Genomic DNA, 24,183 nt, shown 5'->3' with positions numbered 1-24,183 from the left:
TTTGCTAGCTCGAAGCTTGGCTCGAACGAACCCACCCACCGGAACGCAAGACCACGCTTGATGACGCGGGGTCAGGCCGCGCTGGTGGAGAGGCGGCCCATCTCGCGCGCGACCAGGTCGCGGTAGGGACCCCTTCCCTTCACGAGGATATCGGGCGGACCGTCCTCGACGATCCGGCCGCCCTGCAGCACGAGCACGCGGTCGAAGCTGCGCAGCGTCGCGAGGCGGTGCGCGATCGCCACCACCGTACGCCCGCGCATCAGCCGCGACAACGCCTCGCGGATCGCCTCCTCGGAGTCCGCATCGAGCGCCGCGGTGGCCTCATCGAGCAACAGGATCGGCGCGTCCTTCAGGAAGGCGCGCGCGATCGCGATCCGCTGGCGCTGGCCGCCGGAGACCTTGACGCCGCGGTCGCCGACGATGGTGTTCATGCCCTCCGGCAAGCTCTCGATGAAGTCGCAGCGCGCCGCGATCGCCGCCCGCCGCACCTCGTCGTCGGTGGCGTCCGGCCGGCCGTAGCGAATGTTCTCCAGGATCGACCGGTGGAACAGCGAGATGTCCTGCGGCACGACCGAGATCGCCGCGCGCAGGCTCAGCTGGGTGACGCGCGAGATGTCCTGGCCGTCGACCGTGATGTTGCCCTGCTCGACGTCGTAGAAGCGCTGCAGAAGGGTAAACAGTGTTGACTTGCCGCCACCGGACTGCCCGACCAGACCGACCCGCTGTCCGGGCTGGATGCGCAGGCTGAAACGCTCGAACACCTGCAAGCCGCCGGGATAGCGGAACGAGACGTTGTTGAAGGCGATCGCCGCGCCGCTCTTCACCAGCACCTCGGCTTCCGGATGATCCTTCAGCTCGTGCGGCTGCAACAGCGTTGCCAGCGCCTCCGTCAGCCGTGCGACGTGCTGGGTGACGTCGACCAGCGCTACGGCGAGATCGCGGGTCGCGCTCAGGATCGAGATGCCGAGCGTGCAGACCAGCACCACGTCGCCGGTAGTGGCCTGGCCCTGCTGCCAGAGCGAGAGCGCCCAGGCCAGCATCGCGATCGTCAGGATGACGGTCACGCCGGCGTGAACGAGGCGGAGCTTTTCGAGATAGCGCAGGGAACGGCCGCGCGCGACGAGTTCCCGATTGACCGTTGCGTCGAAGCGGTCGTGCTCGTAGCCGAGGCCACAGAACGCGCGCACCAGCGGCAGGTTGTTGATGACGTCGACCATTTCGCCATCCACGGCCGCAGCGCGGTTGGCGAAATCGTCATGCAGCGGCCTGCCGGCGGCGGCCATGCGGAACATGGCCACCACCATGGTTCCCGCGATCAGGATCAGCACCGCTGACATGGTCACGCTGACGGTTCCAACCAGGGTGATCGCCGCGAAGGTCGCGATGCAAGGCGGCAACACGTTCCACACGAACATGTTCTCGACGGTGTACACCGCGTTCGACGTTGCCGTGATCCGGCTGGTGAGCATGCCCGGCAACCGGTCGGTGAAATAGCTTGGCGCGTGGCCGGTGAGATGGCGGAACATGTCGCGGCGAAGGTCGCCGGAGACGCTGACAAAGGTGTAGCTCGCGGTCCAGCTCGCGATCCGCCACATGAAGTTGTCGGCGGCGATCAGCGACATGAGCAAAGCGAATGCCAGCCATACGCCATTCGCAGCCGACGGCCCTGCCGACAACGCGTCGACCAGATTCTTCACGCCGTACTGCGTGCCTACCGAGCAGGCAACAGCCGCGGCAACGGCCGACAAGATTACAACATGCGACGGCAGACGCCGGCGCAGATAGCGCAGCACAAAGGGGAACGGGCGATGCGCGTATCCTGACAGATGGTCCATGACGTCCTGCAAAAGCTGTTGAAGGTGAACGAGAAAATTTCAGTCGAAGCTCTCGTGCACGATGACGTGAAGGGCGGCGGCGGGATTCCTTGATGCAGCCATCACTGCGCAACAATTTTGCAACGCTGGCGTCGGCAAAAACCTGTTGGAGCGTGATGGCATCAGCAAGACCACAGTGTGATGGAAGAAAGAAGCGGCAGAACTCCCACATCTAAGGAACCTCGCACGTGCGAGAACGTTCCCGTCTTTGGCATGTCGGTGCCAACAGAGGGCTGAGGGTCTAGTTCATTCTTCCACATCACAAACAGGAGACGGAGAAATGCGCATCGCGCAGGTTGCCCCGCTGACGGAGGCTGTTCCCCCCAAGCTCTACGGCGGCACCGAACGGGTCGTGCACTGGCTGACCGAAGAACTTGTAACACTTGGACATGACGTGACGTTGTTCGCCAGTGGCGATTCACAGACCTCCGCGAAGCTCGATGCGACCTGGCCGAAGGCACTGCGCCTCGACGGCTCCGTCCGCGATCCCAATGCGCTGCACATGGTGATGCTGGAACGCGTCCGGCAGAAAGCCGACGACGACGAGTTCGACTTCCTGCATTTCCATCTCGACTACTATCCGTGGTCGGCGTTCTCGCGGCAGCCGACGCCGTTCGTGACCACGCTGCACGGACGGCTCGACCTGCCTGAGCACCAGCCGGTCTTCAACACCTTCTCCAAGATCCCGGTGATCTCGATCTCCAACGCCCAGCGGCGGCCGGTGCCACAGGCGCAATGGGTGCGCACCATCCATCACGGCCTGCCGGAGAATTTGCTGACGCCGCAACCGGCCAAGCAAACCTATCTCGCCGTGCTCGGGCGCATCGCGCCGGAGAAAGGCGTCGATCGCGCGATCAAGATCGCGACCCGCTGCGGCATTCCGCTGAAGATCGCCGCCAAGGTCGATCGCGCCGACCAGGAATATTACGACGAGTTGATCAAGCCGCTGATCACCAACAATCCGCTGATCGAGTTCATCGGCGAGATCAGCGACCGCGAGAAGCCGGATTTTCTCAGCGGCGCGATCGGGCTGCTGGTTCCAATCGACTGGCCGGAGCCGTTCGGCCTCGTGATGATCGAAGCGATGGCCTGCGGCACGCCCGTCATCGCCTATAACCGCGGCTCGGTGCCCGAGATCATCGAGGACGGTCTGACCGGCTTCATCGTCGAGGACGAGATCAGCGCAATCTCCTCGGTCGGCCGGCTTTCGACGCTCAACCGCGACGCGATCCGCAAGCAGTTCGAGACCCGCTTCACCGCGCGCCGCATGGCGCTCGACTATCTCGCCGCCTATCGCAGCCTGATGGAAGCCAAGCCGCGCTTCAAGCTGGTGGCCAGCGCGGAGTAGCCATTGCAGCGGCCGATCGAATGATCCGGCGGGCCGGCCGGCACAGCCGGTGCCGGTCCGTCGGGTCATTCGATTGTCAATAATACCGCCGCATCCGGCGGCAACTCCCACGCAGCGAAGCGGCTCACATGCGCGCGTCGCGCGATTGTTGCGACGCACCAGTCGCAACGCGTTTCCCCCATGAACCCGGCCGATATCGCCTTTGCGATTGCCGAATTACGTGCTCTTATGCGCCCCGCTTGAGCAAAAAATAATAAGCGCGCGGACGGAGCAACCGTGCCGCCGTCGCACAGGGGGAACGCCATGACAGGGGACCGCAAGCCGTCGGCCATTAATAATGCCGCGCCGACCAAGGCCTCACGGACAAAGCTGAACCGCCGCAAGTTCCTGGTCAAAACCGGCGGCGTGCTCGCGGCCGGCGCATTCGGCGCCGTCCCGCTGCGCGGCTGGGCCGCCGACCCGATCAATATCGGCGCGCTCTATCCGAGCACCGGCAGCATGGCGCAGATCGGCGTCGGCTGCGTCGCAGCAGCGAAGCTCGCGGTCGACATGGTCAACGAGGCCGGCGGCATCAAGTCGCTCGGCGGCGCCAAGCTCAACCTCATCGTCTCCGACGTGCAGAGCGACACCACGGTGACGCGCACCGAGACCGATCGTCTGATATCCGGCAACAAGCTGTCGGCGATCCATGGCTGCTACGCCAGCGCGCTGACCTTGATCGCGAGCGAGGTTTGCGAGCGCGCTCACGTTCCGATCATCACAGGATCGAGCTCCGACCAGCTCAACAAGGGACGCACCTACACGTTCACGCCGTTCGCGCGCGCCTCGCAATTCGCCAAGGCGCAGCTGCAGATGGCCAAGCTGGTCAGCGAGCAGGCCAAGGTCGCCGTCATCTTCGAGAACACCGCATTCGGCACCTCCACCTCGAACGGGCTGAAGGAGCTGGCGCCGGGCGAAGGCGTCGAAATCGTGATGTTCGAGCCCTACTCGGCCGGCTTCACCGATGCGAGCCCGCTGATCAACAAGGTCAAGGCCTCCGGCGCCAACACGCTGTTCTCGCTGTCCTATCTCAACGACCTCATCCTGATCGTCCGCACCGTGAAGCAGGTCGGGCTCAACATCGCGATCAATGGCGGCTCGGGCGGCTTCGTGATGCCGGACTTCTACAAGAATGTCGGCAAGGCAGCCGAGGGCCTGCAGGGCGTCGCGCACTGGAACCACGACGTCAACGACGATGCGCAGAAGGTCAACGTCGAGTTCAAGAAGCGCACCGGCGAGTTCGCCTTCGAATATGCCGGGGGCCTGGTCGCGCAGACCTTCATGCTGGCCGACGCGCTGGAGCGCGCCGCGTCCGCCGATCCGAAGAAGGTGCGCGAAGCGCTCTCGACGCTCGACGTCTCTTCGGGCTTTGCTGCGATGGCGCCCGGCGGCAAGGTGAAGTTCGGCCCGGACGGCAAGAACGTCTACGGCCGTCCGGTCGGCGTGCAGTGGCAGAATGCCGATCTCGCCAGCATCTTCCCCAAGGAAGACGCCCGCGCCCCGCTGATGAAGACCTGAAGCGCGGTCGCATCGCATGTGGGAGACACTGGCCCAGGCTGTCATCAACGGCCTGCTCATCGGCGGCATCTACGCGCTGGTCAGCATCGGCGTCACGCTGATCTTCGGCGTGGTCAAGATCGTCAATTTCGCCCAGGGCGAATTCGTGATGATCGGGATGTATATCTCGTTCTTCCTCGCTACCCAGTTCGGCATCGATCCGCTGGTCTCGCTGGTGGTCTCGATGCCGGTGCTGTTCCTCGCCGGCGTCCTGATCCAGCACTTCCTGATCCGCAGGGTGCTCGGGCCGAACGACATGCCGCAGATCTTCCTGACCTTTGCGCTGTCGCTATTGCTGCTCAATCTTTCGCTTATGCTGTTCAGCGCCAACTACCGCACCGTTCATACCTTCTATTCGGATGAAGCGTGGCACATCGGCGGGCTGTACATTCCGGTGGCAAAACTGATCGCCTTTGCGGTCGCGATGGCGCTCAGCGGGCTGCTCTGGGTATTCCTGCACACCACCGATCTCGGCCGCGCCATGCGCGCGGCGTCGCAGAACCGCGACGTCGCGATGCTGATGGGGATCAATCCGAACCGAGTGTTCGCGGTCGCGTTCGGCACCGCGCTGGCGCTGGCCGGTGCCGCCGGCTCGCTCTTGATGCCGTTCTATTCGGCCTATCCGTTTGTCGGCCAGGTGTTCGTGCTGATGGCCTTCGTCGCCGTCGTGATGGGCACGCTCGGCAATGTGATGGGCGCGCTGGTCGCGAGCCTGATGATGGGCGTGGCGGAATCGCTCGGCATCCAGTTCGTCGGCGCCGATTCCGGCCTGATCGTGGTGTTCGCACTGCTGCTGTTGACGCTTGCCTTCAGGCCGAGCGGCCTCGGTGCCAGGAGGGGCCGCTGATGCAGACCTCAGGAAAACTGAAATGGCTGTGGCTGGTGATCGGGGCCGCCGCCATGCTCGTCCTGCCCCAGTTCGTCACCTCGTCGTTTGCGATCGACATCTTCATCCGCATCCTGCTGTTCTCCTTCATCGGCGTCGCCTGGAACCTGATGGGCGGCTATGCCAAGCAGCTCTCGCTCGGACATGCCGCTTATTTCGGGCTCGGCGCCTACACCTCGACCATCATGCAGGTGAACTACGGCATCTCGCCCTGGATCGGGATGATCGCGGGCGGCGTGGTCGCAATGCTCGCGAGCCTGCCAATCGGCTGGCTGTGCTTCCGCCTGCGCGGTCCCTATTTCACCATCGCCACCATCGCGACCGCCCAGGTGCTGATGCTGATCTTCCTGAAATTCCGCGACTTCGCCTGGGGCGCCGAGGGCACCACGATCCCGAACCTCGGCAGCGCGCCGCTGATGATGCAGTTCGAGGACAAGTCGTCGTATTATTACGTCGTGCTGGGACTGCTCGTGGTCGGGCTGTGGATCACCCACGAAATCGAGAAATCCTGGATCGGCTACTATCTCGTTGCGATCGGCGAGGATGAGGATGCGGCCGAGGCGGTCGGCGTCAACGCACCGAAGGTCAAGCGCGACATCTACATGATCAGCGCGTTCCTGACCGCGCTCGCCGGCACCTTCTACACCCAGTACATCTACTTCATCGATCCGGCGACCGCGTTCAGCTTCAGCGTCTCGATCGAGGCGGCGCTGGTCTCGATCGTCGGCGGCATCGGCACATTGTGGGGGCCCGTGATCGGCACCGTGCTGCTGGAGACCACCTCGGCGCTGCTGCAAAGCTGGCTCGGCAGCTCGGTCGGCGGCATCCAGCTCACGGTCTACAGCCTGATCCTGATGGCCGTGATCCTGTGGCGCCCAACCGGGCTGATCGGGTTTGCGACCGACGTCTATCACCGCTATGTCCGGCGCAAGCCGCGCGCGCCTGAGGGTCGTTGCGATGGCGGAAGCATTGGTCGTCAAGGGTCTCAGCAAGCGGTTCGGCGGCCTGCGCGCGGTGCAGGACGTCAGCTTCACCGTGCAGGAGAACGAGACGGTCGCGCTGATCGGGCCAAACGGCGCCGGCAAGACCACGAGCTTTCATTTGATCACGGGATTTCATCGCCCGGACTCCGGATCTGTGCTCGCCTTCGGCCATGAGGTCGTGGGCCTCAGACCGCATGACGTCTGCGCGCTCGGCCTCGCCCGCACCTTCCAGGTGGCAAAGCCGTTCGGCGCGATGACGGTGCTCGCCAATGTCATGACCGGCGCCTTCCTGCGCGACCGCCATATCGCCGCCGCACGCAACAAGGCGCTTGAGGCGATCGAATTCGTCGGCCTCGGCGCCAAGGAGCAGACACCGGCCAAGGACCTCACCACCATCGACCAGCGCCGGCTGGAGATGGCGCGGGCGCTGGCGACCCAGCCACGGATCCTGCTTCTCGACGAGGTGATGGCCGGCCTCAACCCGGCCGAGATCGACCAGGCGGTGGCGCTGGTGAAGAAACTCTCGGCCCGCGGCCTGACCATCGTGATCGTCGAGCATGTGATGCGCGCGATCATGGCGGTGGCCCGTCACATCGTGGTGCTCGACCACGGCCAGAAGATCGCCGAGGGTACGCCAAAGGAGATCGTGGAGAATCCGGAAGTGATCCGCGCCTATCTCGGCTCCTACGTGCATCCGCCGGCGCAGGGCGACGCCCATGCTTGAGCTCTCCCGCGTCAGCGCCAGCTACGGCTCGGTCCCCGCCATCACCGACGTCAGCATCTCGATCGGCGAGGGCGAAGCCGTCGGCCTGCTGGGGGCCAACGGCGCCGGCAAGAGCACGACGCTGCGCGCGGTCTCCGGCCTCGTCAAGCTGTTCGCAGGCAAGGTCACGTTCGACGGCGTCGACCTCGCGACGCTGCCGCCCTACCGCATCCCCGAGCTCGGCATCGCGCACGTCCCGGAAGGGCGTCAGGTATTTCCCGAAATGACGGTGCAGGAGAATCTCGAGATCGGCGCCTACACGCCGAAGGCCAAGGCGGATCGTGCGCGTACGATGGAGCTCGTCTACAGCATCTTCCCGCGCCTCGCCGAGCGCAGGAAGCAGCTTGCCGGCACCATGAGCGGCGGCGAGCAACAGATGGTCGCGGTCGGCCGCGGATTGATGCTGAAGCCGCGCCTGCTGATGCTGGACGAGCCGTCGCTGGGCCTTGCGCCTGTCATGACCGACGTCACCTTCGAGAAGATCGGCGAGATCCACAAGATGGGCACCGCGATCCTCTTGGTGGAGCAGAATGTCAGCCGCGCGCTGTCGCTGGTGCAACGCGCCTATGTGCTGGAAAGCGGCAACGTGATCATGCAGGGCTCCAGCGTCGAACTCGCGGGCAACAAGCAGGTGCAGGCGGCGTATCTCGGGATTTGAGCCATCGTCTGCCAGCCCGCCATCCTGAGGAGCGCGAAGCGCGTCTCGAAGGATGCACGGCCCGGCCGGTGGCCGTCGACCCTTCGAGACGCGCGCAAGAGCGCGCTCCTCAGGGTGACGGTTGTAATTCTGCACGCGGCGCTACGTCACCACTGTCCGCTTCGGCTCGACGATCTCGAACATCCGCGGGAATTCGTCCATCAGCATCATCAGCTCGCCGAGCCGCAGCGGCTCACCTGATACCTTCACCTTGCCGGCGCCGACCGCCTCCGGGAACGTGGTCAGCTTGGCGATGACTTCGTCCAGCACGCTGCGCGCCAGGGTGAAGCTGGCGAGCGCGTCGGCTGCCTGCGCACCCTTGACGTAGGTCAGCGCCGAATTCTCGAGATTGAGGATGAAGCTCTCGCCCGTGTCGGTAAAATTCCAGTTCAGCACGATGCGCTTGCCCTCGGCCTTGGGGCCGTTGAGGCGGACGCCGAGCACGTCCCAGAGCTGCTCGGTGCGGAGTGCAGCCAGCGTCTCGCGCGGCATCGGCGAGCGCGGCGGCGTCTTCGGCATGCCCTGCCGCAGCTCCTGGGCGCCGAACAGATAGGCGTTGCGCCAGGTCGAGCTCTCGGCGGCGTAGCCGAGTTGCTCGAACGTGTCGGCCAGCAGTGCGCGCGCCGCCTGATTATCAGGCTCGGCGAACACGAGGTGGCTGACCACCTGCGCCACAAAACGGAATTCACCCTTGGCGAAATCGGCGGTGGCGCGTTTCAGGATCGCGTCGGCGCCGCCCATATACTCGACATACTTCTTGCCGGCATCGACCGGCGGCAAGGAATCGAGATTGACCGGATTGGCGTCGTACCAGCCGAGATATTTCTGGTAGATCGCCTTCACATTGTGCCTGATGTGACCGTAATAGCCGCGGCCGTGCCAGGCGCCTTCGAGGCTCGAGGGCAGGCGGATCGTCTCGGCAATCTCGGCCGCATTGAGGCCGTGGTTCATCAGCCGGATGGTCTGGTCATGCGCGTATTTATACAGGTCGCGCTGCTGGCGGATCATGGTGTCGATGCGCTCCCGCCCCCACACCGGCCAATGGTGCTGGCCGCACATCGCTTCCGCCTTGCCGCCCCACATCTGCAGCGCCTCGCCGAGATATTTCGACCACGCCAGCGCATCGCGCACATCGGCGCCGCGGAACGGCAGCAGGTTGTGGAAATTGTGCGTGCAGTTCTCCGCGAGGTTCAGCAGCTTGTAGCGCGGAATGAAGAAGTGCATCTCCGCCGGCGCTTCGCTGTTCGGCGCCATCTGGAATTCGAACTCGACGCCGTCGATCACGCGCTTGTCACCGGTCGCGATGATCAGATCGGTCGGCCGCAGCAGCGCCACACCGCCCGCCGCCATTGTCTTGCCCAAGCCGCAATCGACCTGGCCGCGCACGCCCTTGGCAAGGAACGGTCCGAACTGGTATTGCGCGCGGCGCAGCATCGCCGGACCCGCGATGATGTTCTCGGAGACCGCGTGCTCCATGAAGAAGTTCGGCGCGATGATCGGCACGCCCGCGGCCAGCATGGCGTCGTCGAGCACGCCGCGCGCGCCGCCCCAATGGTCGGTGTGGGTATGGGTGAAGATGACGGCCGCGACCGGCCGCTTGCCGCGATGCTGGAAGTACAGCTCCATCGCGGCGCGTGCGCCCTCGATCGAGGTCAGGGTGTCGACCACGATGACGCCCTTGTCGCCCTCGATCAGCGTCATGTTGGCGATGTCGAGCCCGCGCACCTGGTAGACGCCCGGCACCACCTCGAACAGGCCGTGATGCATGTTGAGCCGCGACTGCCGCCACAGGCTCGGATCGACGGTCGCGGGCGCCTTCTCCTCGGAGAGGAAGCCGTAAGGCTCGAGGCTCCAGACCACCCTGCCCTGGGCCGAGGTGACGCGCGCGTTTTCGATGGTGCCGAGGAAGCCGCGCGCGGCGTCGTCGAAATCCCTGGTGTCGGCGAACGGCAGCGCCTTCAGCGTCGCCTCGTGCTGCGCGATGACCGGCGCGGATGCCGCCTTCGGAAGTTCATGCGACGTCTCACCTGCGATTGTCTGGGTCATTACTCAAGCACTCCCTCGTTTGGCGAAGAACAGTCCCGGTCGCGCATCCCTCAGCGGAATTGCATGCCTTCGAACTGGCCGCTGCGCCGCCAGCCATCGATGTATTTGAAGTAGGCCAACGCGCCCGCCGGATAGCCGACATTGAGCTTGGCGGCAGGCCCGGGCTCGCGTCCCTCATTGTTGTAATAGCCGGGTGTGCAATCGGGCCCGCCGATCATTCGGCCGACCGCGGTCAGCAGCAGCTCGACCCAGCGATCCTCGGCCTCCTTGCTCACTTCGATTTCCTTGAAGCCATTGTCCTGCGCATGAGCGACCATCAAGGCGATGGTCCGCGCCGCTTCCGTCAAGTTGTGCGGCACGTTGGAAATGAGGTTGGCGCCCTGCGTCGGCTGCACGAAGAACACGTTGGGGAAGCCATGCACGTGAATGCCGTGCTTGGTGCGCATACCCTTGGCCCAATGCTCCGACAGCTTGAGGCCGTCGCGGCCGGTCAGATCGAAGCCCGCGCGGCGTCGATATTCGGTCCCCACCTCGAAGCCCGACGCGTAGATGATGCAGTCGAGCTTGTATTCCTTGCCCGCGACGACGATCCCGTTCTTGGTGATCTCTTCGACACCCTTGCCGTCGGTATCCACCAGATGCGTGCCCGGCGTGTTGAAGGCCTGAAGATAGGCGTCGTGGAAGCATGGCCGCTTGCAGAGCTGGCCATACCAGGCCTTGAGATTTCTGGCCGTCTCGGGGTCGCCGACGATGCTGTCGACCCGGTTGCGGATCTCCTCCATCTTCTCGAAGTCGGAATCCTCGAAGACCGCCCGCATGTTTTCCACGGTCCGCTGCTCGCGCGGCAGCAGCATGACCTTGGCGCGGATCCGCTTCGACAGATCGGTCCAGCCGTCCTGCACCAGGTCTTCCTCGGCCGATCCACCGGCCTGGTTGGCGGTGAAATTCTCCAGCCAGCGCTGTTGCCAGCCCGGCGTTGCGATATCGGCGAACCAATCCGGGTCGATCGGGCCGTTGCCGCGCACGTCGACCGACGACGGCGTGCGCTGGAATACGTAGAGCTGCTTGCAGGCGCGCGCGAGGTACGGAATGCATTGCACCGACGTTGCGCCGGTGCCGATGATGCCGACGCGCTTGTCGGCAAGCTTGTCCATCAGCGCGCCCCGGGGATCGCCGCCGGTGTAGTCGTAATCCCACCGGCTGGTGTGGAACGAGTGGCCCTTGAAGCGCTCTATACCGGGAATGCCGGGCAATTTCGGCACGTGCAGCGGGCCGGTGCCGATGCCGACATATTGCGCGGTGAAGGCGTCGCCCCTGGTGGTGCGGACGATCCAGCGCGATTGCGCCGCGTCCCAGTCGAGGCTCGTCACCTCGGTGTGAAACAGCACGTTGTCGTAGAGATTGAACTGCCGGCCGATCCGCTGGCAGTGCGCCAGGATTTCGGGCGCATGCGCGTATTTCTCCGTCGGCATGTGGCCGGTCTCTTCGAGCAGCGGCATATAGACCATCGACGCCGTGTCGCACTGCGCGCCGGGATACCTGTTCCAGTACCAGGTGCCGCCGAAATCGCCGCCCTTCTCGACAATGCGGACATCCTTTACCCCGGCCTCGGTCAGCCGCGCCGCGGTGGCGAGCCCGGCAAAGCCGCCGCCGATGAAGGCAAAGGTGACATGGTCGGTCTTCGGCGCGCGCTCCACCACCGGCGTGTAGGGATCCTCGAGATAATGCGCGAGCTGGCCCTTGATCTGCAGATACTGGTCATTGCCGTCGGGACGCAGCCGCTTGTTGCGCTCCTCCTGGTATTTCAGGCGCAGCCGCGCCTTGTCGATCGCGGCGGGCTTTGCGTCTCGGGCTTGCTCGGTCATCGTCATCGGAAGGGCGCCTCGTTTCAAGGTCATTCGGTGGACACTGTAGCGCCGCTCAGGCGGGATGGGCAGCAAGATAGGGCGAATTGGCGATCGACCATTCCGGCATCGGCTCCATCCGGAAGATCTGCCGCAAATGCACCTCGTCGGGCCCGTCGCCGATCCGGAGCAGGCGTCCCCACGCCAGCGCCTGATGGATCGGCGTATCGTCTGAGCCGCCCATCGCGCCGAACACCTGCATCGCGCGGTCGGCGATCTTCTGCAGCATCGCGGGCACCGCGACCTTGATCAGCGAGACGTCGCGCCAGGCGCCGTGATGGCCGGCCTGATCGAGCCGCCAGGCGCAGCGCCAGGCGAGCAGCCGCGCCTGCTCCAGCTCGACGCGGGCTTCAGCGATCCAGCGCTGGACGGTGTCGTACTGGATCACGGCACGCCCGAATGCACTGCGCTCCGCGGCACGCGCCATCATCAGCTCGATCAGCAGCTCGCAGAGCCCGATCGAGCGCATGCAATGGTGGATGCGCGCCGGACCGAGCCGGATCTGCGCGACCTTGAAACCCTCGCCCTCGGCGCCGAGCAGATTTTCGACCGGCACGCGTACATTGTCGAACACCAGTTCGCCAATCGGCGCCGTATGATCTTCGCAACCCATCCAGCGCAGCCGCCGCACCAGCCGCACGCCGGGCGCATCCATCGGCACGATGATGCAAGAATGCCGGCTGGTGCGCTCGGCGCCGGCGTCGGTCACGCCCATCACGATCAGGAAGCTGCAGCGCGGATGCGCAGCACCGGTGATGAACCATTTGCGGCCGTTGATGATGTAGTGGTCGCCGTCGCGCACCATCCGCGTTGCGATGTTGGTGGCGTCGGATGAGGCGACATCGGGCTCGGTCATGCCGAAGGCGGAGCGCGTCTCGGCGTTGAGCAGCGGCGCCAGCCAACGCTTCTTCTGCGCCGGCGTCGCGCAGGCCTGCAACGCGATCATGTTCGGCACGTCGGGCGCCTGGCAGTTGAACACCTCCGGCGCCCAGAACAGCCGGCCCATGATCTCCGCCAGCGGCGCGTAGTCGAGATTGGAGAGGCGCGTGCCCGGTTCATCGTCCGCCAATTCGGGCAGACCGAGATTCCACAGGCCCGCCGCACGCGCCTGTTGCTGCAGCTCGGCCATGAAGGGCGGCGTGTCGCTGTGCTCGCGGACATGGTCGAGCCAGGCGCGATGGCGCGGCAGCACCGCCTTCTCGAAGAAGGCCAACAGATCTTGCCGCCAGCGTTCCGACCGTTCGGACAGATCGAAATCCATGCCGCCTCCCGTCTTTTGGCCGGGAGATAAACCCATATCGAAACGATTTGCAAATTCATTTCGATATATTGACATCTCTATCTGTTTTGGACCATTATTTCGTATGACGGCATTGTCCTCTCTCGAATCCCAGGCGGATCCCTCCTTTGCGACCACCCTGGCGCACGGGCTCGATCTGCTGGCCGCCTTCCGCAACCACACCGGCCCGCTCTCGAATGCGGAGCTTGCCGAGCACACCGGCCTGTCGCGGCCGACCGTCTCGCGCCTGACCTACACGCTGGAGCAGCTCGGCTATCTCAAGCGCGACGCCAAGGGCCGCTTCGTGCTCGGGCTTGGCGTGCTTGCCGCCGCCTATCCGGTGCTGTCGTCGCTGAAGGTCCGCCAGCTCGCGCGTCCGCTGATGCGCGACTTCGCGGCCTATACCGGCGGCACGGTGTCGATCGCGATGCCGTTCGGGCTCGACTTCATTTATGTCGAAACGCTGCGCACGACGGACGCGGTGCCGCACGTGCCTGACGTCGGCTTTGTCTCTTCGCTGGCGCCGACTGCGGTCGGGCGCGCGCTGCTGTCGCTGTTCACGCAGGACGAACGCGACGCCTATGTCGCGCGTGTGAAGGCCGAGCGCCCTGAGGAGCTCGACTACGTCGAACGGCGCACGCTGCCGGACGTCGAACTCTGCAACGAGCGCGGCTTCGCGGTCTCGCTCGGCGAATGGCGCCGCGAGATCTTCGGCGTCGCCGCCCCGCTCTACCGCACGCCCTCCGGCGAGTGCCTGTCGGTCAATTGCGGCATCCCCTCGTTCCGCTTCAGCGCCGAGCAGATCGAGCGCGAATGCGGGCCGCGCATACTCGGGCTCGCCCGCAGCATCCGCTCGCTGGTGGCCAACGACTAGGGCATGATCCGGAAAAGTGTGAAGCGGTTTTCCGAAGAGGTCATGCATTAAAAGTGCGCATCGCGCAGACGATGCGGCAGATATGGGGAGGGAGACATGCGCGGCATCGCAACCGCCATTCGACTGCTCGCGACCACCTCATCCGTCCTGCTGGTTGGCGCCGGCGCCAACGCGCAGGACAATTATCCGAGCCGGCCGATCCACATCATCGTGCCCTACCCTGCCGGCGGCATCGTCGACATCGTCGCGCGCGCTGTGACCGAGCAGGTCGGCCGCGACTGGAAGCAGACCGTCGTGGTGGAGGCGCGCCCAGGCGGCAACAGCAATATCGGCACCGCCGCCGTCGCGCGCAGCGAGCCGGACGGCTACACTTGGGTCGTCACCGGCCCCGCGCTGCTGGTCAACCCGGATCTCTACAAGGACGCCGGCTGGAACGCGGCAAGGGATTTCAGGTGCGTCGGCCTCGCGGTCTGGAATCAAAGCGTGGCGCTGGTGCACCCGTCGATGCCGGTGAAGAGCATCGGCGAATTCGTCGAGCTCGCGCGCAAGCAGCCCGGACAGTTCAACTTCGGCAATCCCGGCACGGGATCGTCGATCGACCTCAGCGCCCAGAAACTGTTTCAGGCCGCCGGCATCAAGCTGACCAATGTCGGCTACAAGGGCCAGCCGCAGGCGCTGATCGACCTGATGACCAACCTGATGCATTTCGAGATCGTCTCGCTCGAACTTGCGCTGCCGCATATCAAGGCCGGCAGCGTCAAGCCGCTCGCGGTCTTCACCGACAAGCGCGTCCCCGACCTGCCCGACGTCCCGACCATCGCCGAAGCCGGCTTTGCCGAGGCCGCCTACGTTCCCTGGTACGGCATCTACGTGCCGGCCGCGACGCCGGCGCCGCTGCTTGCGAAGATCAATGCGGCGATCAACAAGGCATTGCAGAACCCCGACGTGCAGCGCCAGCTGTCGCTCGCCAACATTCCGGGCAAGCCGATGTCGCTCGATGAGCTCGCCACGCTGATGAAGGCCGATCAGCAGAAGCTGACGACCGTGATCAAGTCCGCAGGCATGGCGCTGCAATAGCTTCTGCTCAGTCAGGGGGTGCCGGCCCATTGTCACGGTAAGCCCACAGGCATTCGCGCGGCAGCGCGACCTGTGCCTCGACGCCGACCTGATGGCGCGCGGCGGTGCCGAGCTCGATCGCCTCCAGCCGTTTGCCGAACAGCTCGAGGCCGTAGGCGGTCTGCGTGCCCTGGTAGCGCCGGTCGAGCACCTTTGCCGCAAATGTATTGGCGCCATCGGGCCGGCCGATCGCGATGTTCTCGGGCCGCAGCGCCACCCGCACCTTCTCGTCGGGAGCCAGCGCCTGGAACAGCGCGACCTCACCTCGCCGGCCATCGCCGAAATCGACCACGCCATAGCCGCCGTTACACGCGACCAGCGTGCCGGCGAGCTCGTTGGTCGCGCCGGTGAAATTGGCGACGAACAGATCGGCCGGGCGGTTGTAGATCACGTCGGGCGTGTCCATCTGCAACAGCTTGCCGTCGCGCATCACGCCGATCCGGTCGCCGAGCACGACCGCCTCGGCCTGATCATGGGTGACATAGAGCGCGGTCATCCCGGTCTGCTTGAGGATGACGCGAAGATCGTCGCGCAGCCGCAGGCGCAATTTGGCATCGAGATTCGACAGCGGCTCGTCGAGCAGCAAGAGTTGCGGCCGGTACACCATGCTGCGCGCCAGCGCGACGCGCTGCATTTGCCCGCCTGAGAGCGCCACCACGGGCCGATCGGCATAATCGGACAGCCCGACCAGCGCCAATGCGTCGTCGACCATGCGGGCGGCATCGGTGCGCCCGATCGTCCGGTGCTTCAGCGGATAGACCACGTTCTGCCGCACCGTCATATGCGGCCACACCGCATAGGACTGGAACACCATGCCGAGGTTGCGCAAGCGCGGCGGCACCAGAATGCCGCGCGCCGGCGACGACACCACCCGCCCGGAAATGCTGATCTCGCCATCGGTCGGATGCTCGAGCCCGGCGACGCAGCGCAGCGTCGTGGTCTTGCCGCAGCCGGACGGCCCGAGCAGCACCACGATCTCGCCGGCCGGCACGCCAAAGCTGACGCCGTCGATCGCCGGGCGGCCGATCGCAAACTGTTTCCTGAGATCGCTTACCTCGAGCGTTGCCGTCATCGCTGCACCATCAGCCTATTGCCGGTAACCAAACGTCTTGTCCCACTCCGCCACCCATGCCGCATGCAGCTTCACGTAATCGTCGAACTTCGGATACCAGAGCTTGACCACCTTAGGATCGAACCCCTCCGGAAAGGCCGGCGGTTCCTTCAGCGAGGTGAGATTGCCGAGCTCCTTGATCATGAAGGTCTGTCCTTCCTTCGACAGGCACCAGTTCAGGAACAGCTTTGCCGCATTGGGATGGGCAGCCGTCTTCGGAATGCCGCTCGCATAGGGATTGACCGGAGCCCCCTCGGGCGGAAAGAAGATCTCGATCGGCGCACCGTCCTTCTTCTTTTGATAGATCACGTTGTAGAGCAACGGCGCGATCGCGATCTCACCGCGCACCAGCGCGTCGGCCGTCGCGCGCCGGAGGGATACAGCACTGGATGGGTCGCGGCCTGCCTGGCCCAGTAATGCTCGCCGAGCACCTGGCGCTCGAACATGATCCGCGTCCAGGTGGTGCCGCCGGACTGCGCGAACACCTGCCCGATCAGCTTGTCATATTGCGGCTTGGTCAGGTCCATCCAGGATTTCGGCGGATCCTTCACCAGCTCGGTGTTGTAGCCGATCGACCAGGCGATGGTGGCGCGCGGCCAGAGCTTCGACGAGATCAGCGCGTCCTTGCTGTAATCGGCCGCGTTCGGCGGCGCATAGTCCTGGAACAGATCCTCCAGCGGCTGCATCAGCGCTCGATCGGAGTGGTCAACAACGTCGGCGATCAGCTTGCCTGCCGCGGCTTCAGTCTTCACGCGGGTGATGAGCTGCCCACCGGGCGCGCGGACCATCTCGACCTTGATCTCGGGAAAGCGCTTGTTGAACGCCTTGATCACCTGCTGCTCGATCTCGGCGAAATTCGCCGTGTAGAACACGAGCTTGCCCTCGGCCTTTGCCGCGGCAATCAATTCCGCCGAGCCGAACTCCTGCGCCCGCGCGGCCGGCGCCAGCGCAAGCGTTGCGACGCCCGGCAAGGTCAGTGTGGTGAAGGTTCGTCTATCCATCGCCAATCCTTCCCTCGTTTATCGTTATCCGGTCCGCGCCACATTGCCCTGCGCCGCCCCGCGCGACAGCCAGTTGGCGCCGCCGATCAGGACACCGAGCAGCACGGTCTGCACCAGGCTGAACGCCGCGGTCTTGCCGATATTGCCGCCCTCGTAGTAGTCGAGCAGCAACACCGACATCACCATGGTGTTGCTGGTGTAGAGGAACAGCGACGAGCCGAGTTCGCGGATCGCCAGCACGAACAGCAGCGTCATCGACGCCAGCACGCCCGGCCGCGCCAGCGGCAGCACGATCGTCCTGATGGTGCCCAGCATGCCGCGGCCGCAGACCCAGGCGGCCTCCTCGAGCTCGCGGTGGATCTGCAGGAATGAGGTCGACAGCGCCTTCACGGTGTCGGGCATGAAGCGCGCGATGAAGGCGAGCGCGAGAATCCAGATCGTGCCGTAGAGCCCGCCGGGAACGCCGATCCAGGCCCAGAGATAGGCGACGCCGACCACGAGCCCGGGGATCGCGACCGGTAGCGTCGAGATCAGGTCGATGGCGCTGCGTCCGGCGACGCGGGTGCGATGAATGGTGTAGCCGATCGCAAAAGCGAGGGCGCCGCCGACGACAGCGGTGATGACGCCGACCTCGGTCGCGTTGTAGATCGATTTCATCGTCAGCGGATTGTCGAAGATGCTCTCGAAATGCGTCAGCGAATATTGCCGCATGTCGAACAGGCTGGCGGCGTCGCGGATGAACATGAACTTGCGGAAGGCGGCGACGATCAGCGCCAGCGACGGCAGCACCACCACAATGATGAGGTAGACGATCCCGAGCGCGAAGGTGAGCCAGCGCCATGGCCCGAGATCGAGGCTGCGCGGCCGGAACGCCTTGCCCGCAACAGTCGTGTAGCTGCGCCCGCTCAGCAATTTCTGCTGCAGATAGACCAGGAGCCCCGTGACCATCATCAGGATGATCGCGACGGCGGCCGCGGTGTTGTAGAGCGGCGGCGACCAGTTGGTGAGCTTGAAGATGTAGGTCGTGAGCACGCTCAGATTGGTCGCGCGCCGAGCACGGCCGGGATGCCGTAGATGCCGAGCATCACGATGAACGACAGCAGCACGCCCGAGACGATCGCCGGCATGATCAGCGGAAACGTCACCGTGAACAGGGTGGCGAACGCGCTGGCGCCGGAGATTTCCGCGGCCTCCTCCAGGCTCGGGTCCATGTTGCGCAGCGCCGACGATGTGAACATATAGACATAGGGCGCGTAGTAGATGCCGAACACGAACACCAGGCCCCACATCGAATAGAGATCGATGCGCAGGTCGGAGCCCAGCCACTTGAACATCGTGTTGATCAACCCGGTCTTCGGCGAGCCGAGGATCGCCCAGGCCACGCCCGCCACCAGCGGCGGCGCGAACAGCGGCAGGATGCTGGCTGCGGCGATGAAGCCCTTGAACGGCGTGTTGGTGCGTACCACGATCCACGAGAAGAACAGCCCGATCGCGACCGCGATGACGGTGCCGCCGCCGCAGGCAATCAGCGTGTTGAGCAGCGCTTCGCCGACATTCGGATTGGCAAGCACGGCGAGGAAATTGGCGATCGACAGATGGCTCAGGCTGAGGCGGATGCCGTCGACCACGGGGTTGGTGTCGGTGAGCGCGCCGAGCAGCAGCATCAAGACGGGATAGATGACCAGGAAGCCGAGGATCGCCAGCAGCGCCGCGGCCCAGAGGCCGGTGAATGCGCGGCGCCGGATTCCCTCCCTGGCGCTTCGCATGGCTTCGCTGCGCCAGTCGGTCTGTCCGTGCAATGCGCGCGTCCCCTCTTGCGGCCCGATCTGACGTCGCGCCTGCTTATATGCCAAGCGTAGTCGATCGCGACTGTGACGCAAGCTATCCGAAAGTCGCTTCGCCGCGCTTCTGTGACGCAGCGCGGGAACACGAATTTGATCGATCGCGCTCACGCGCCACAATCTCAGTGTCGTCCCTGCGAAAGCAGGGACCCATACTCCGCGGCGCAAGTTGCTGGCGGCGCCCTGGCCTAGTGCGCAATTGCGCACGGGGACCAGGACCATAACCACCGCACTTGATTGTAGACGAGATCGTGGCCCCAGCATCGCGCAACAATTCTCATTTGGGGTAATGGGTCCTGGCTTTCGCCAGGACGACATGCGGGGACACGTCACGAGATAATTCGGAAAAAGCGAACAAACTTCGCCGCGAGACGGGTCCACGGCCGCAGCCTGGCGGCGCGTTCCCGGCAAGGCCCCTTCGCATACGCATCATGCAATGGCGCGGCTGGGGAACGGAATGCCGCCGTAGTACATGGCGGTCCCGGAGACATTTTCAGGCATGCTCGAGAAGACCCCGATATCAGGCGCGGCAGCGGCGCCGATCACTGATGGATTGCCCTGGGAACGTCGACGCTGGGCGGTGGCCGCGATCTTCACGGCGCTGGCGATGGCCTCGCTCGATACCGCGATCGCCAACATCGCGCTGCCCGCGATCGCCAGCGATCTGCATGTCAGCCCTGCCGAAGTGGTCTGGGTCGTCAACGTCTACCAGATCGCCCTGGTCGCGACGCTGCTGCCGCTCGGCGCGCTCGGCGAAATCGTCGGCCACCAGCGGATCTACATCGGCGGCCTCCTGCTGTTCACATTGGCGTCACTCGGCTGTGCGCTGGCGTGGTCGCTGCCGAGCCTCTTGGTCGCGCGCACCTTGCAGGGGCTCGGCGCCAGCGGCCTGATGAGCGTCAACACCGCGCTGGTCCGCTTCGTTTATCCGAGCCGGATGCTCGGCCGCGGCTTCGGCCACAATGCGCTCGTGGTCGCGAGCGCCATGTCGCTCGGGCCGACCATCGCCTCCGGCATCCTCGCTCTCGGCCCGTGGCCCTGGCTGTTCGCCGTCAACATTCCCTTCGGCATCGTCGCGTTGCTGATCGGCATGAAGACGCTGCCGAAGACGCCGCGCGCCACCCACGCCTTTGACTTCGCCGGCGCGGCGCTGGCCTGCGCCTGCCTCGGGCTCTTCATCATCAGCATCGGCAGCGCCGCCCACAAGGCGGCGCCTGCGCTCGTCATCTCGGAGTTCGCCGGCGCCCTCATGTTCGGCTGGATCCTGACCCGACGGCATGCCGACCATCCGGCGCCGATGCTGCCGATCGACCTGTTCCGCCGTCCGATCTTCGCGCTGTCGGCCGCGACCGCCGTCTGCTCATTTGCTGTGCAGGGACTCGCCTTCGTGTCGCTGCCGTTCTACTTCGAGGACATTCTGCACCGCTCGCAGGTCGAGACCGGCTTCTTCATGACGCCCTGGCCGCTGGTGGTCGCCTTCATGGCGCCGATCGGCGGCCGGTTGTCGGATCGCTATCCGGCCGGTATCCTCGGCGGCATCGGCATGCTGCTGCTGGGCCTCGGCATGGTGCTGCTCGCGACCCTGCCGACCGAGCCCGGCATCGCCAACATCGTCTGGCGCACCATGATCTGCGGCATCGGTTTCGGCTTCTTCCAGACCCCCAACATGAAGGCGATCATGTCGAGCGCGCCGTCGCATCGCAGCGGCAGCGCCAGCAGCATCGTTGCAACCGCGCGGTTGACCGGACAGACCACCGGCGCTGCGCTGGCCGCGCTCTGCTTCGCACTCGCCGATCGCGAGGGCGCCACCGTCGCGCTGGCGCTGGGTGCAGGCTTTGCTGCGCTCGGCAGCGTCATGAGCTTCCTGCGCCTGGCCGTCGCTTCGCCGCAAAAGACATGACAGGCATGTTGCGCGCGCGGGGCGCGACCAAACACCGCGCCGTCAAATTTCTTCCGCGCTGCAAACGCGTTTTCTTGATTTGAACCGTTCCAGTTTCAAGGCCAACATCGCGCTGAAGTCCGATCGGAGGATTGGACCATTCAGGGGAAAGCGATGGCAAACCTCAAAATCAACGGCAAGACAATCAATGTGGACGTCGAGGACGATACGCCACTGCTGTGGGCTATCAGAGAGAATGTCGGACTGACGGGGACCAAATACGGCTGCGGCATTGCACAATGCGGCGCCTGCACGGTGCATGTCGACGGCGTCGCGATACGCTCCTGCGGCGTGACGGTGAGCGAGATGGCCGGCAAGGACATCACCACCATCGAGGGCCTCGCGGCAGGCGGCGTGATGCACAAGGTGCAGCTCGCCTGGATCGCGAACGACGTGCCGCAATGCGGCTATTGCCAGAGCGGCATGATCATGGCGGTCGCGGCGCTCTTGAAGGAAAACCCGAAGCCGAGCGACGACGACATCAACGACGCCATCACCAATATCTGCCGCTGCGGCACCTTCCAGCAGGTGCGCGAGGCGATCCATGCTGCCGCAAACGCATAAGGAGGCAGCGATGAATCTGCAAGTCAACCAGCACGTCATGCCAAAGCTCTCTTCAAGGCTCAACCGCCGCGCCTTCGTGATCGGCACGGCAACCGCCGGCGCCGGCCTCGCACTCGGCCTCGATCTGCCGTTCGGCGGTCCCTCCGTGGTGCGCGCCGCCGACGGCGCACCTGAAGTCAATGCCTGGGTCGTGATCCGGCCCGACGACACCGTGGTGATCCGCATCGCCCGCTCCGAGATGGGCCAGGGCACACTCACCGGCCTCGCCCAGCTCGTCGCCGAAGAACTGGAATGCGATTGGTCGAAGGTCACGACCGAATTCCCGACGCCCGGCCAGAGCGTCGCCCGCAAGCGCGCCTGGGGCGATTTCTCTACCGGCGGCAGCCGCGGCATCCGCACCTCGCAGGACTATGTCCGCAAGGGCGGCGCCACCGCGCGGGTGATGCTGATCCAGGCCGCGGCCAACGAGTGGAAGGTGCCGGCCGCGGAGTGCAAGGTCTCCAACGGAGTCATCACCCATACGCCATCAGGCAAGACCACGACCTACGGCAAGGTGGCGGAAGCTGCGGCCAAACTCGAGCCGCCGGCCGACGTCAAGCTGAAGGACCCGAAGGACTGGACCATCGCCGGCAAGGGCCTGAAGCGGCTCGATACCGTCGACAAGACCACCGGCAAGATGACCTATGGCATCGACGTCAAGCTGCCGGGCATGCTGAACGCCGCGATCAAGGACTGCCCGGTGTTCGGCGGCAAGGTGAAGAGCTTTGACGAAGCCAAGATCGCCGGCATGAAGGGCGTCAAGAAGGTGGTGCCGGTCGGCGACAGCGCCGTTGCCGTCGTCGCCGACACCTGGTGGCACGCCAAGACCGCGCTGGACGCGCTGCCGATCGTCTGGGACGAAGGCGACAATGCGAAGGTCTCCAGCGAGACGATTGCGAAGTGGCTCGCCGAAGGTCTCGACAACGCGCAGCCGGCCTATGTCGGCAACCAGAACGGCGATGCAAAGGCGGCGATCGCTGCTGCTGCCAAGAAGGTGGAAGCTGTCTACAGCTATCCCTACCAGAACCACGCCACGATGGAGCCGATGAACGCCACCGTGCTCTACACGCCGGACAAATGCGAGGTGTGGTGCGGCACGCAGAATGGCGAGGCGGCGTTCGCGGCGGCGCTCGAAGCCTCCGGCCTGCCGGCCGAGAAGGTCGACGTGCACAAGCTGATGCTCGGCGGCGGCTTCGGCCGGCGCGGCATGACCGACTATGTCCGTCAGGCGGTGGCGATCGCCAAGCAGATGCCTGGCACGCCGATCAAGCTGTTATGGTCGCGCGAAGAGGACATGCAGCACGGCAAGTATCACCCGATCACCCAGTGCAAGCTGACCGGCGCGTTCGATGCCGACAACAATCTGGTCGCGTTGCATTACCGGCTGTCGGGTCAATCCATCCTGTTCTCGGTGCGGCCGGAAGCGCTGCAGAATGGCATGGACCCTGCCGCGTTCCAGGGCGTCGCGCAATCCGGCGAGGCCGCGATCGGCTATTCGGTGCCGAATTTGCTGGTCGAGCATGCGATGCGCAACCCGCACGTCCCGCCGGGCTTCTGGCGCGGCGTCAACGTCAATCACAACGCGATCTACCTGGAATGCTTCATGGACGAGCTGGCTCAGGCCGTCGGCCAGGACCCGCTCGAATTCCGCCGCAAGCTGATGGGCAAGCACCCCAAGCATCTCGCCGTGCTCAACGCCGTCGCCGAGAAGATCGGCTGGGGCACGCCGGCGCCGCAGGGCGTCTATCGCGGCATCGCGCAGGTGATGGGCTATGGCAGCTACGTTGCCGGAGCCGCCGAGATCTCGGTGACCGACGGCAGCAAGATCAAGGTGCATCGTATCGTCGCCTCCACCGATCCCGGCTATGTCGTCAATCCGGCGCAGGTGGAGCGGCAGATCGCGGGCTCCTTCGTCTACGGCCTCAGCGCACTGTTCTATGGCGGCTGCACCGTGAAGGACGGCCGCATCGAGCAGACCAACTTCGACACCTACAACTCGATGCGCATCAACGAAATGCCGAAGGTGGAATCGGTGATGGTGCCCAGCGGCGGGTTCTGGGGCGGCGTCGGCGAGCCGACCATCGGCGTTGCGGCGCCGGCGGTGCTCAACGCCTATTTCGCCGCGACGGGAAAACGCATCCGCAGCTTCCCGCTGCGCAACCAGAACATCTCCTTCGCCTGATCAAACCAGAAGCGGCGGCCCCGCCGCCGCTTCCTTTTCCGGGTTCTCGTGCATGGCCGTCACGCGTCATCCGACGCGCAGGGATGTGGTCCGTGGCACCGCTGCCGTCGCAGCGGCGGCATTGGCGCGTCCGGCGCTGG

20 protein-coding genes are annotated in these 24,183 nt (G+C 65.0%); 11 read left to right on the top strand and 9 right to left on the bottom strand.

Annotation, left to right across the window (positions count from 1 at the left end):
* Positions 1 to 71: 71 nt before the first annotated feature.
* Complete coding sequence (locus H8B02_RS21920; RefSeq protein WP_229168177.1) at positions 72 to 1,835, bottom strand: ABC transporter ATP-binding protein; 1,764 nt, start codon at positions 1,833 to 1,835, stop codon at positions 72 to 74.
* A 319-nt stretch (positions 1,836 to 2,154) separates the two neighbouring features.
* On the opposite strand from H8B02_RS21920, the gene H8B02_RS21915 reads away from it, so the two are divergent.
* The 6 genes from H8B02_RS21915 (at position 2,155) to H8B02_RS21890 (ending at position 8,108) form a co-directional block, all read left to right on the top strand.
* Complete coding sequence (locus tag H8B02_RS21915; RefSeq protein ID WP_229168175.1) at positions 2,155 to 3,222, top strand: glycosyltransferase family 4 protein; 1,068 nt, start codon at positions 2,155 to 2,157, stop codon at positions 3,220 to 3,222.
* Positions 3,223 to 3,525: 303 nt separating this feature from the next.
* Positions 3,526 to 4,779: an ABC transporter substrate-binding protein gene (locus H8B02_RS21910; RefSeq protein ID WP_229168173.1), complete on the top strand. Its 1,254-nt coding sequence runs from the start codon at positions 3,526 to 3,528 to the stop codon at positions 4,777 to 4,779.
* Positions 4,780 to 4,795: 16 nt separating this feature from the next.
* Complete coding sequence (locus H8B02_RS21905; protein ID WP_229168171.1) at positions 4,796 to 5,665, top strand: branched-chain amino acid ABC transporter permease; 870 nt, start codon at positions 4,796 to 4,798, stop codon at positions 5,663 to 5,665.
* Positions 5,665 to 6,861 carry a branched-chain amino acid ABC transporter permease gene (locus H8B02_RS21900; RefSeq protein ID WP_312001111.1) on the top strand — a complete coding sequence of 399 codons (1,197 nt, stop codon included), beginning with the start codon at positions 5,665 to 5,667 and terminating at the stop codon, positions 6,859 to 6,861. Before H8B02_RS21905 ends, H8B02_RS21900 begins: the two co-directional genes overlap by 1 nt.
* The gene (locus H8B02_RS21895; protein ID WP_312001113.1) at positions 6,764 to 7,411 is read left to right on the top strand and encodes an ABC transporter ATP-binding protein; all 648 of its coding nucleotides are present in this window, start codon (positions 6,764 to 6,766) and stop codon (positions 7,409 to 7,411) included. The genes H8B02_RS21900 and H8B02_RS21895 overlap by 98 nt, the downstream gene beginning before the upstream one ends.
* Positions 7,404 to 8,108: an ABC transporter ATP-binding protein gene (locus tag H8B02_RS21890; protein ID WP_229168167.1), complete on the top strand. Its 705-nt coding sequence runs from the start codon at positions 7,404 to 7,406 to the stop codon at positions 8,106 to 8,108. The genes H8B02_RS21895 and H8B02_RS21890 overlap by 8 nt, the downstream gene beginning before the upstream one ends.
* Positions 8,109 to 8,249: 141 nt before the next feature.
* On the opposite strand, the gene H8B02_RS21885 is transcribed toward H8B02_RS21890, so the two are convergent.
* From H8B02_RS21885 to H8B02_RS21875, 3 genes are read right to left on the bottom strand one after another with little or no spacing between them, the layout of a single operon-like run.
* On the bottom strand, positions 8,250 to 10,193 hold the full coding sequence (locus H8B02_RS21885) for an alkyl/aryl-sulfatase (RefSeq protein WP_229168165.1): 1,944 nt from the start codon (positions 10,191 to 10,193) through the stop codon (positions 8,250 to 8,252).
* A 50-nt stretch (positions 10,194 to 10,243) separates the two neighbouring features.
* Positions 10,244 to 12,064, bottom strand: a complete 1,821-nt coding sequence (locus tag H8B02_RS21880; protein WP_229168163.1) for a flavin-containing monooxygenase — start codon at positions 12,062 to 12,064, stop codon at positions 10,244 to 10,246.
* A 49-nt stretch (positions 12,065 to 12,113) separates the two neighbouring features.
* Positions 12,114 to 13,358 (bottom strand): acyl-CoA dehydrogenase family protein, encoded by a 1,245-nt coding sequence (locus H8B02_RS21875; protein WP_229168161.1) that lies wholly within the window; start codon positions 13,356 to 13,358, stop codon positions 12,114 to 12,116.
* 103 nt (positions 13,359 to 13,461) lie between these two features.
* Between H8B02_RS21875 and H8B02_RS21870 the strand changes: the two genes are divergently transcribed.
* Both H8B02_RS21870 and H8B02_RS21865 read left to right on the top strand, forming a co-directional pair.
* Positions 13,462 to 14,250: an IclR family transcriptional regulator gene (locus H8B02_RS21870; RefSeq protein WP_229168160.1), complete on the top strand. Its 789-nt coding sequence runs from the start codon at positions 13,462 to 13,464 to the stop codon at positions 14,248 to 14,250.
* 96 nt (positions 14,251 to 14,346) lie between these two features.
* Positions 14,347 to 15,327, top strand: a complete 981-nt coding sequence (locus tag H8B02_RS21865; protein WP_229168158.1) for a Bug family tripartite tricarboxylate transporter substrate binding protein — start codon at positions 14,347 to 14,349, stop codon at positions 15,325 to 15,327.
* A 7-nt stretch (positions 15,328 to 15,334) separates the two neighbouring features.
* Here the strand turns inward: H8B02_RS21865 and H8B02_RS21860 are convergent, their stop codons facing one another.
* From H8B02_RS21860 to H8B02_RS21845, 5 genes are read right to left on the bottom strand one after another with little or no spacing between them, the layout of a single operon-like run.
* A complete protein-coding gene (locus tag H8B02_RS21860; RefSeq protein ID WP_229168157.1) occupies positions 15,335 to 16,438 on the bottom strand; it encodes an ABC transporter ATP-binding protein in 1,104 nt (367 codons plus the stop codon).
* A gap of 15 nt (positions 16,439 to 16,453) precedes the next feature.
* Positions 16,454 to 16,825: an ABC transporter substrate-binding protein gene (locus H8B02_RS48120; RefSeq protein ID WP_312001109.1), complete on the bottom strand. Its 372-nt coding sequence runs from the start codon at positions 16,823 to 16,825 to the stop codon at positions 16,454 to 16,456.
* Positions 16,783 to 17,478, bottom strand: a complete 696-nt coding sequence (locus H8B02_RS21855) for an extracellular solute-binding protein (RefSeq protein ID WP_283842227.1) — start codon at positions 17,476 to 17,478, stop codon at positions 16,783 to 16,785. The genes H8B02_RS48120 and H8B02_RS21855 overlap by 43 nt, the downstream gene beginning before the upstream one ends.
* A gap of 24 nt (positions 17,479 to 17,502) precedes the next feature.
* Positions 17,503 to 18,510, bottom strand: coding sequence for an ABC transporter permease (locus H8B02_RS48585; protein WP_229168156.1), 1,008 nt, complete (start codon positions 18,508 to 18,510; stop codon positions 17,503 to 17,505).
* Positions 18,511 to 18,512: 2 nt separating this feature from the next.
* Positions 18,513 to 19,277, bottom strand: coding sequence for an ABC transporter permease (locus H8B02_RS21845; protein WP_229168155.1), 765 nt, complete (start codon positions 19,275 to 19,277; stop codon positions 18,513 to 18,515).
* Between the two features lie 541 nt (positions 19,278 to 19,818).
* On the opposite strand from H8B02_RS21845, the gene H8B02_RS21840 reads away from it, so the two are divergent.
* The 3 genes from H8B02_RS21840 (at position 19,819) to H8B02_RS21830 (ending at position 24,043) form a co-directional block, all read left to right on the top strand.
* On the top strand, positions 19,819 to 21,219 hold the full coding sequence (locus H8B02_RS21840; protein WP_229168153.1) for an MFS transporter: 1,401 nt from the start codon (positions 19,819 to 19,821) through the stop codon (positions 21,217 to 21,219).
* 153 nt (positions 21,220 to 21,372) lie between these two features.
* Positions 21,373 to 21,822: a (2Fe-2S)-binding protein gene (locus H8B02_RS21835; protein WP_229168152.1), complete on the top strand. Its 450-nt coding sequence runs from the start codon at positions 21,373 to 21,375 to the stop codon at positions 21,820 to 21,822.
* A 10-nt stretch (positions 21,823 to 21,832) separates the two neighbouring features.
* Positions 21,833 to 24,043, top strand: a complete 2,211-nt coding sequence (locus H8B02_RS21830) for a xanthine dehydrogenase family protein molybdopterin-binding subunit (protein ID WP_229168150.1) — start codon at positions 21,833 to 21,835, stop codon at positions 24,041 to 24,043.
* Positions 24,044 to 24,183 lie beyond the last annotated feature (140 nt).

The organism is Bradyrhizobium altum (genome assembly GCF_020889705.1).
GTDB lineage: Bacteria > Pseudomonadota > Alphaproteobacteria > Rhizobiales > Xanthobacteraceae > Bradyrhizobium > Bradyrhizobium altum.
This window is presented reverse-complemented; position numbering and strand designations above follow the sequence as displayed.

Coding starts and splice junctions, on each gene's coding strand:
- H8B02_RS21920 (WP_229168177.1), bottom strand. CDS start 1,835: ATGGACCATCTGTCAGGATACGCGCATCGCCCGTTCCCCTTTGTGCTG.
- H8B02_RS21915 (WP_229168175.1), top strand. CDS start 2,155: ATGCGCATCGCGCAGGTTGCCCCGCTGACGGAGGCTGTTCCCCCCAAG.
- H8B02_RS21910 (WP_229168173.1), top strand. CDS start 3,526: ATGACAGGGGACCGCAAGCCGTCGGCCATTAATAATGCCGCGCCGACC.
- H8B02_RS21905 (WP_229168171.1), top strand. CDS start 4,796: ATGTGGGAGACACTGGCCCAGGCTGTCATCAACGGCCTGCTCATCGGC.
- H8B02_RS21900 (WP_312001111.1), top strand. CDS start 5,665: ATGCAGACCTCAGGAAAACTGAAATGGCTGTGGCTGGTGATCGGGGCC.
- H8B02_RS21890 (WP_229168167.1), top strand. CDS start 7,404: ATGCTTGAGCTCTCCCGCGTCAGCGCCAGCTACGGCTCGGTCCCCGCC.
- H8B02_RS21885 (WP_229168165.1), bottom strand. CDS start 10,193: ATGACCCAGACAATCGCAGGTGAGACGTCGCATGAACTTCCGAAGGCG.
- H8B02_RS21880 (WP_229168163.1), bottom strand. CDS start 12,064: ATGACGATGACCGAGCAAGCCCGAGACGCAAAGCCCGCCGCGATCGAC.
- H8B02_RS21875 (WP_229168161.1), bottom strand. CDS start 13,358: ATGGATTTCGATCTGTCCGAACGGTCGGAACGCTGGCGGCAAGATCTG.
- H8B02_RS21870 (WP_229168160.1), top strand. CDS start 13,462: ATGACGGCATTGTCCTCTCTCGAATCCCAGGCGGATCCCTCCTTTGCG.
- H8B02_RS21865 (WP_229168158.1), top strand. CDS start 14,347: ATGCGCGGCATCGCAACCGCCATTCGACTGCTCGCGACCACCTCATCC.
- H8B02_RS21860 (WP_229168157.1), bottom strand. CDS start 16,438: ATGACGGCAACGCTCGAGGTAAGCGATCTCAGGAAACAGTTTGCGATC.
- H8B02_RS21855 (WP_283842227.1), bottom strand. CDS start 17,478: ATGGATAGACGAACCTTCACCACACTGACCTTGCCGGGCGTCGCAACG.
- H8B02_RS21840 (WP_229168153.1), top strand. CDS start 19,819: ATGCTCGAGAAGACCCCGATATCAGGCGCGGCAGCGGCGCCGATCACT.
- H8B02_RS21835 (WP_229168152.1), top strand. CDS start 21,373: ATGGCAAACCTCAAAATCAACGGCAAGACAATCAATGTGGACGTCGAG.
- H8B02_RS21830 (WP_229168150.1), top strand. CDS start 21,833: ATGAATCTGCAAGTCAACCAGCACGTCATGCCAAAGCTCTCTTCAAGG.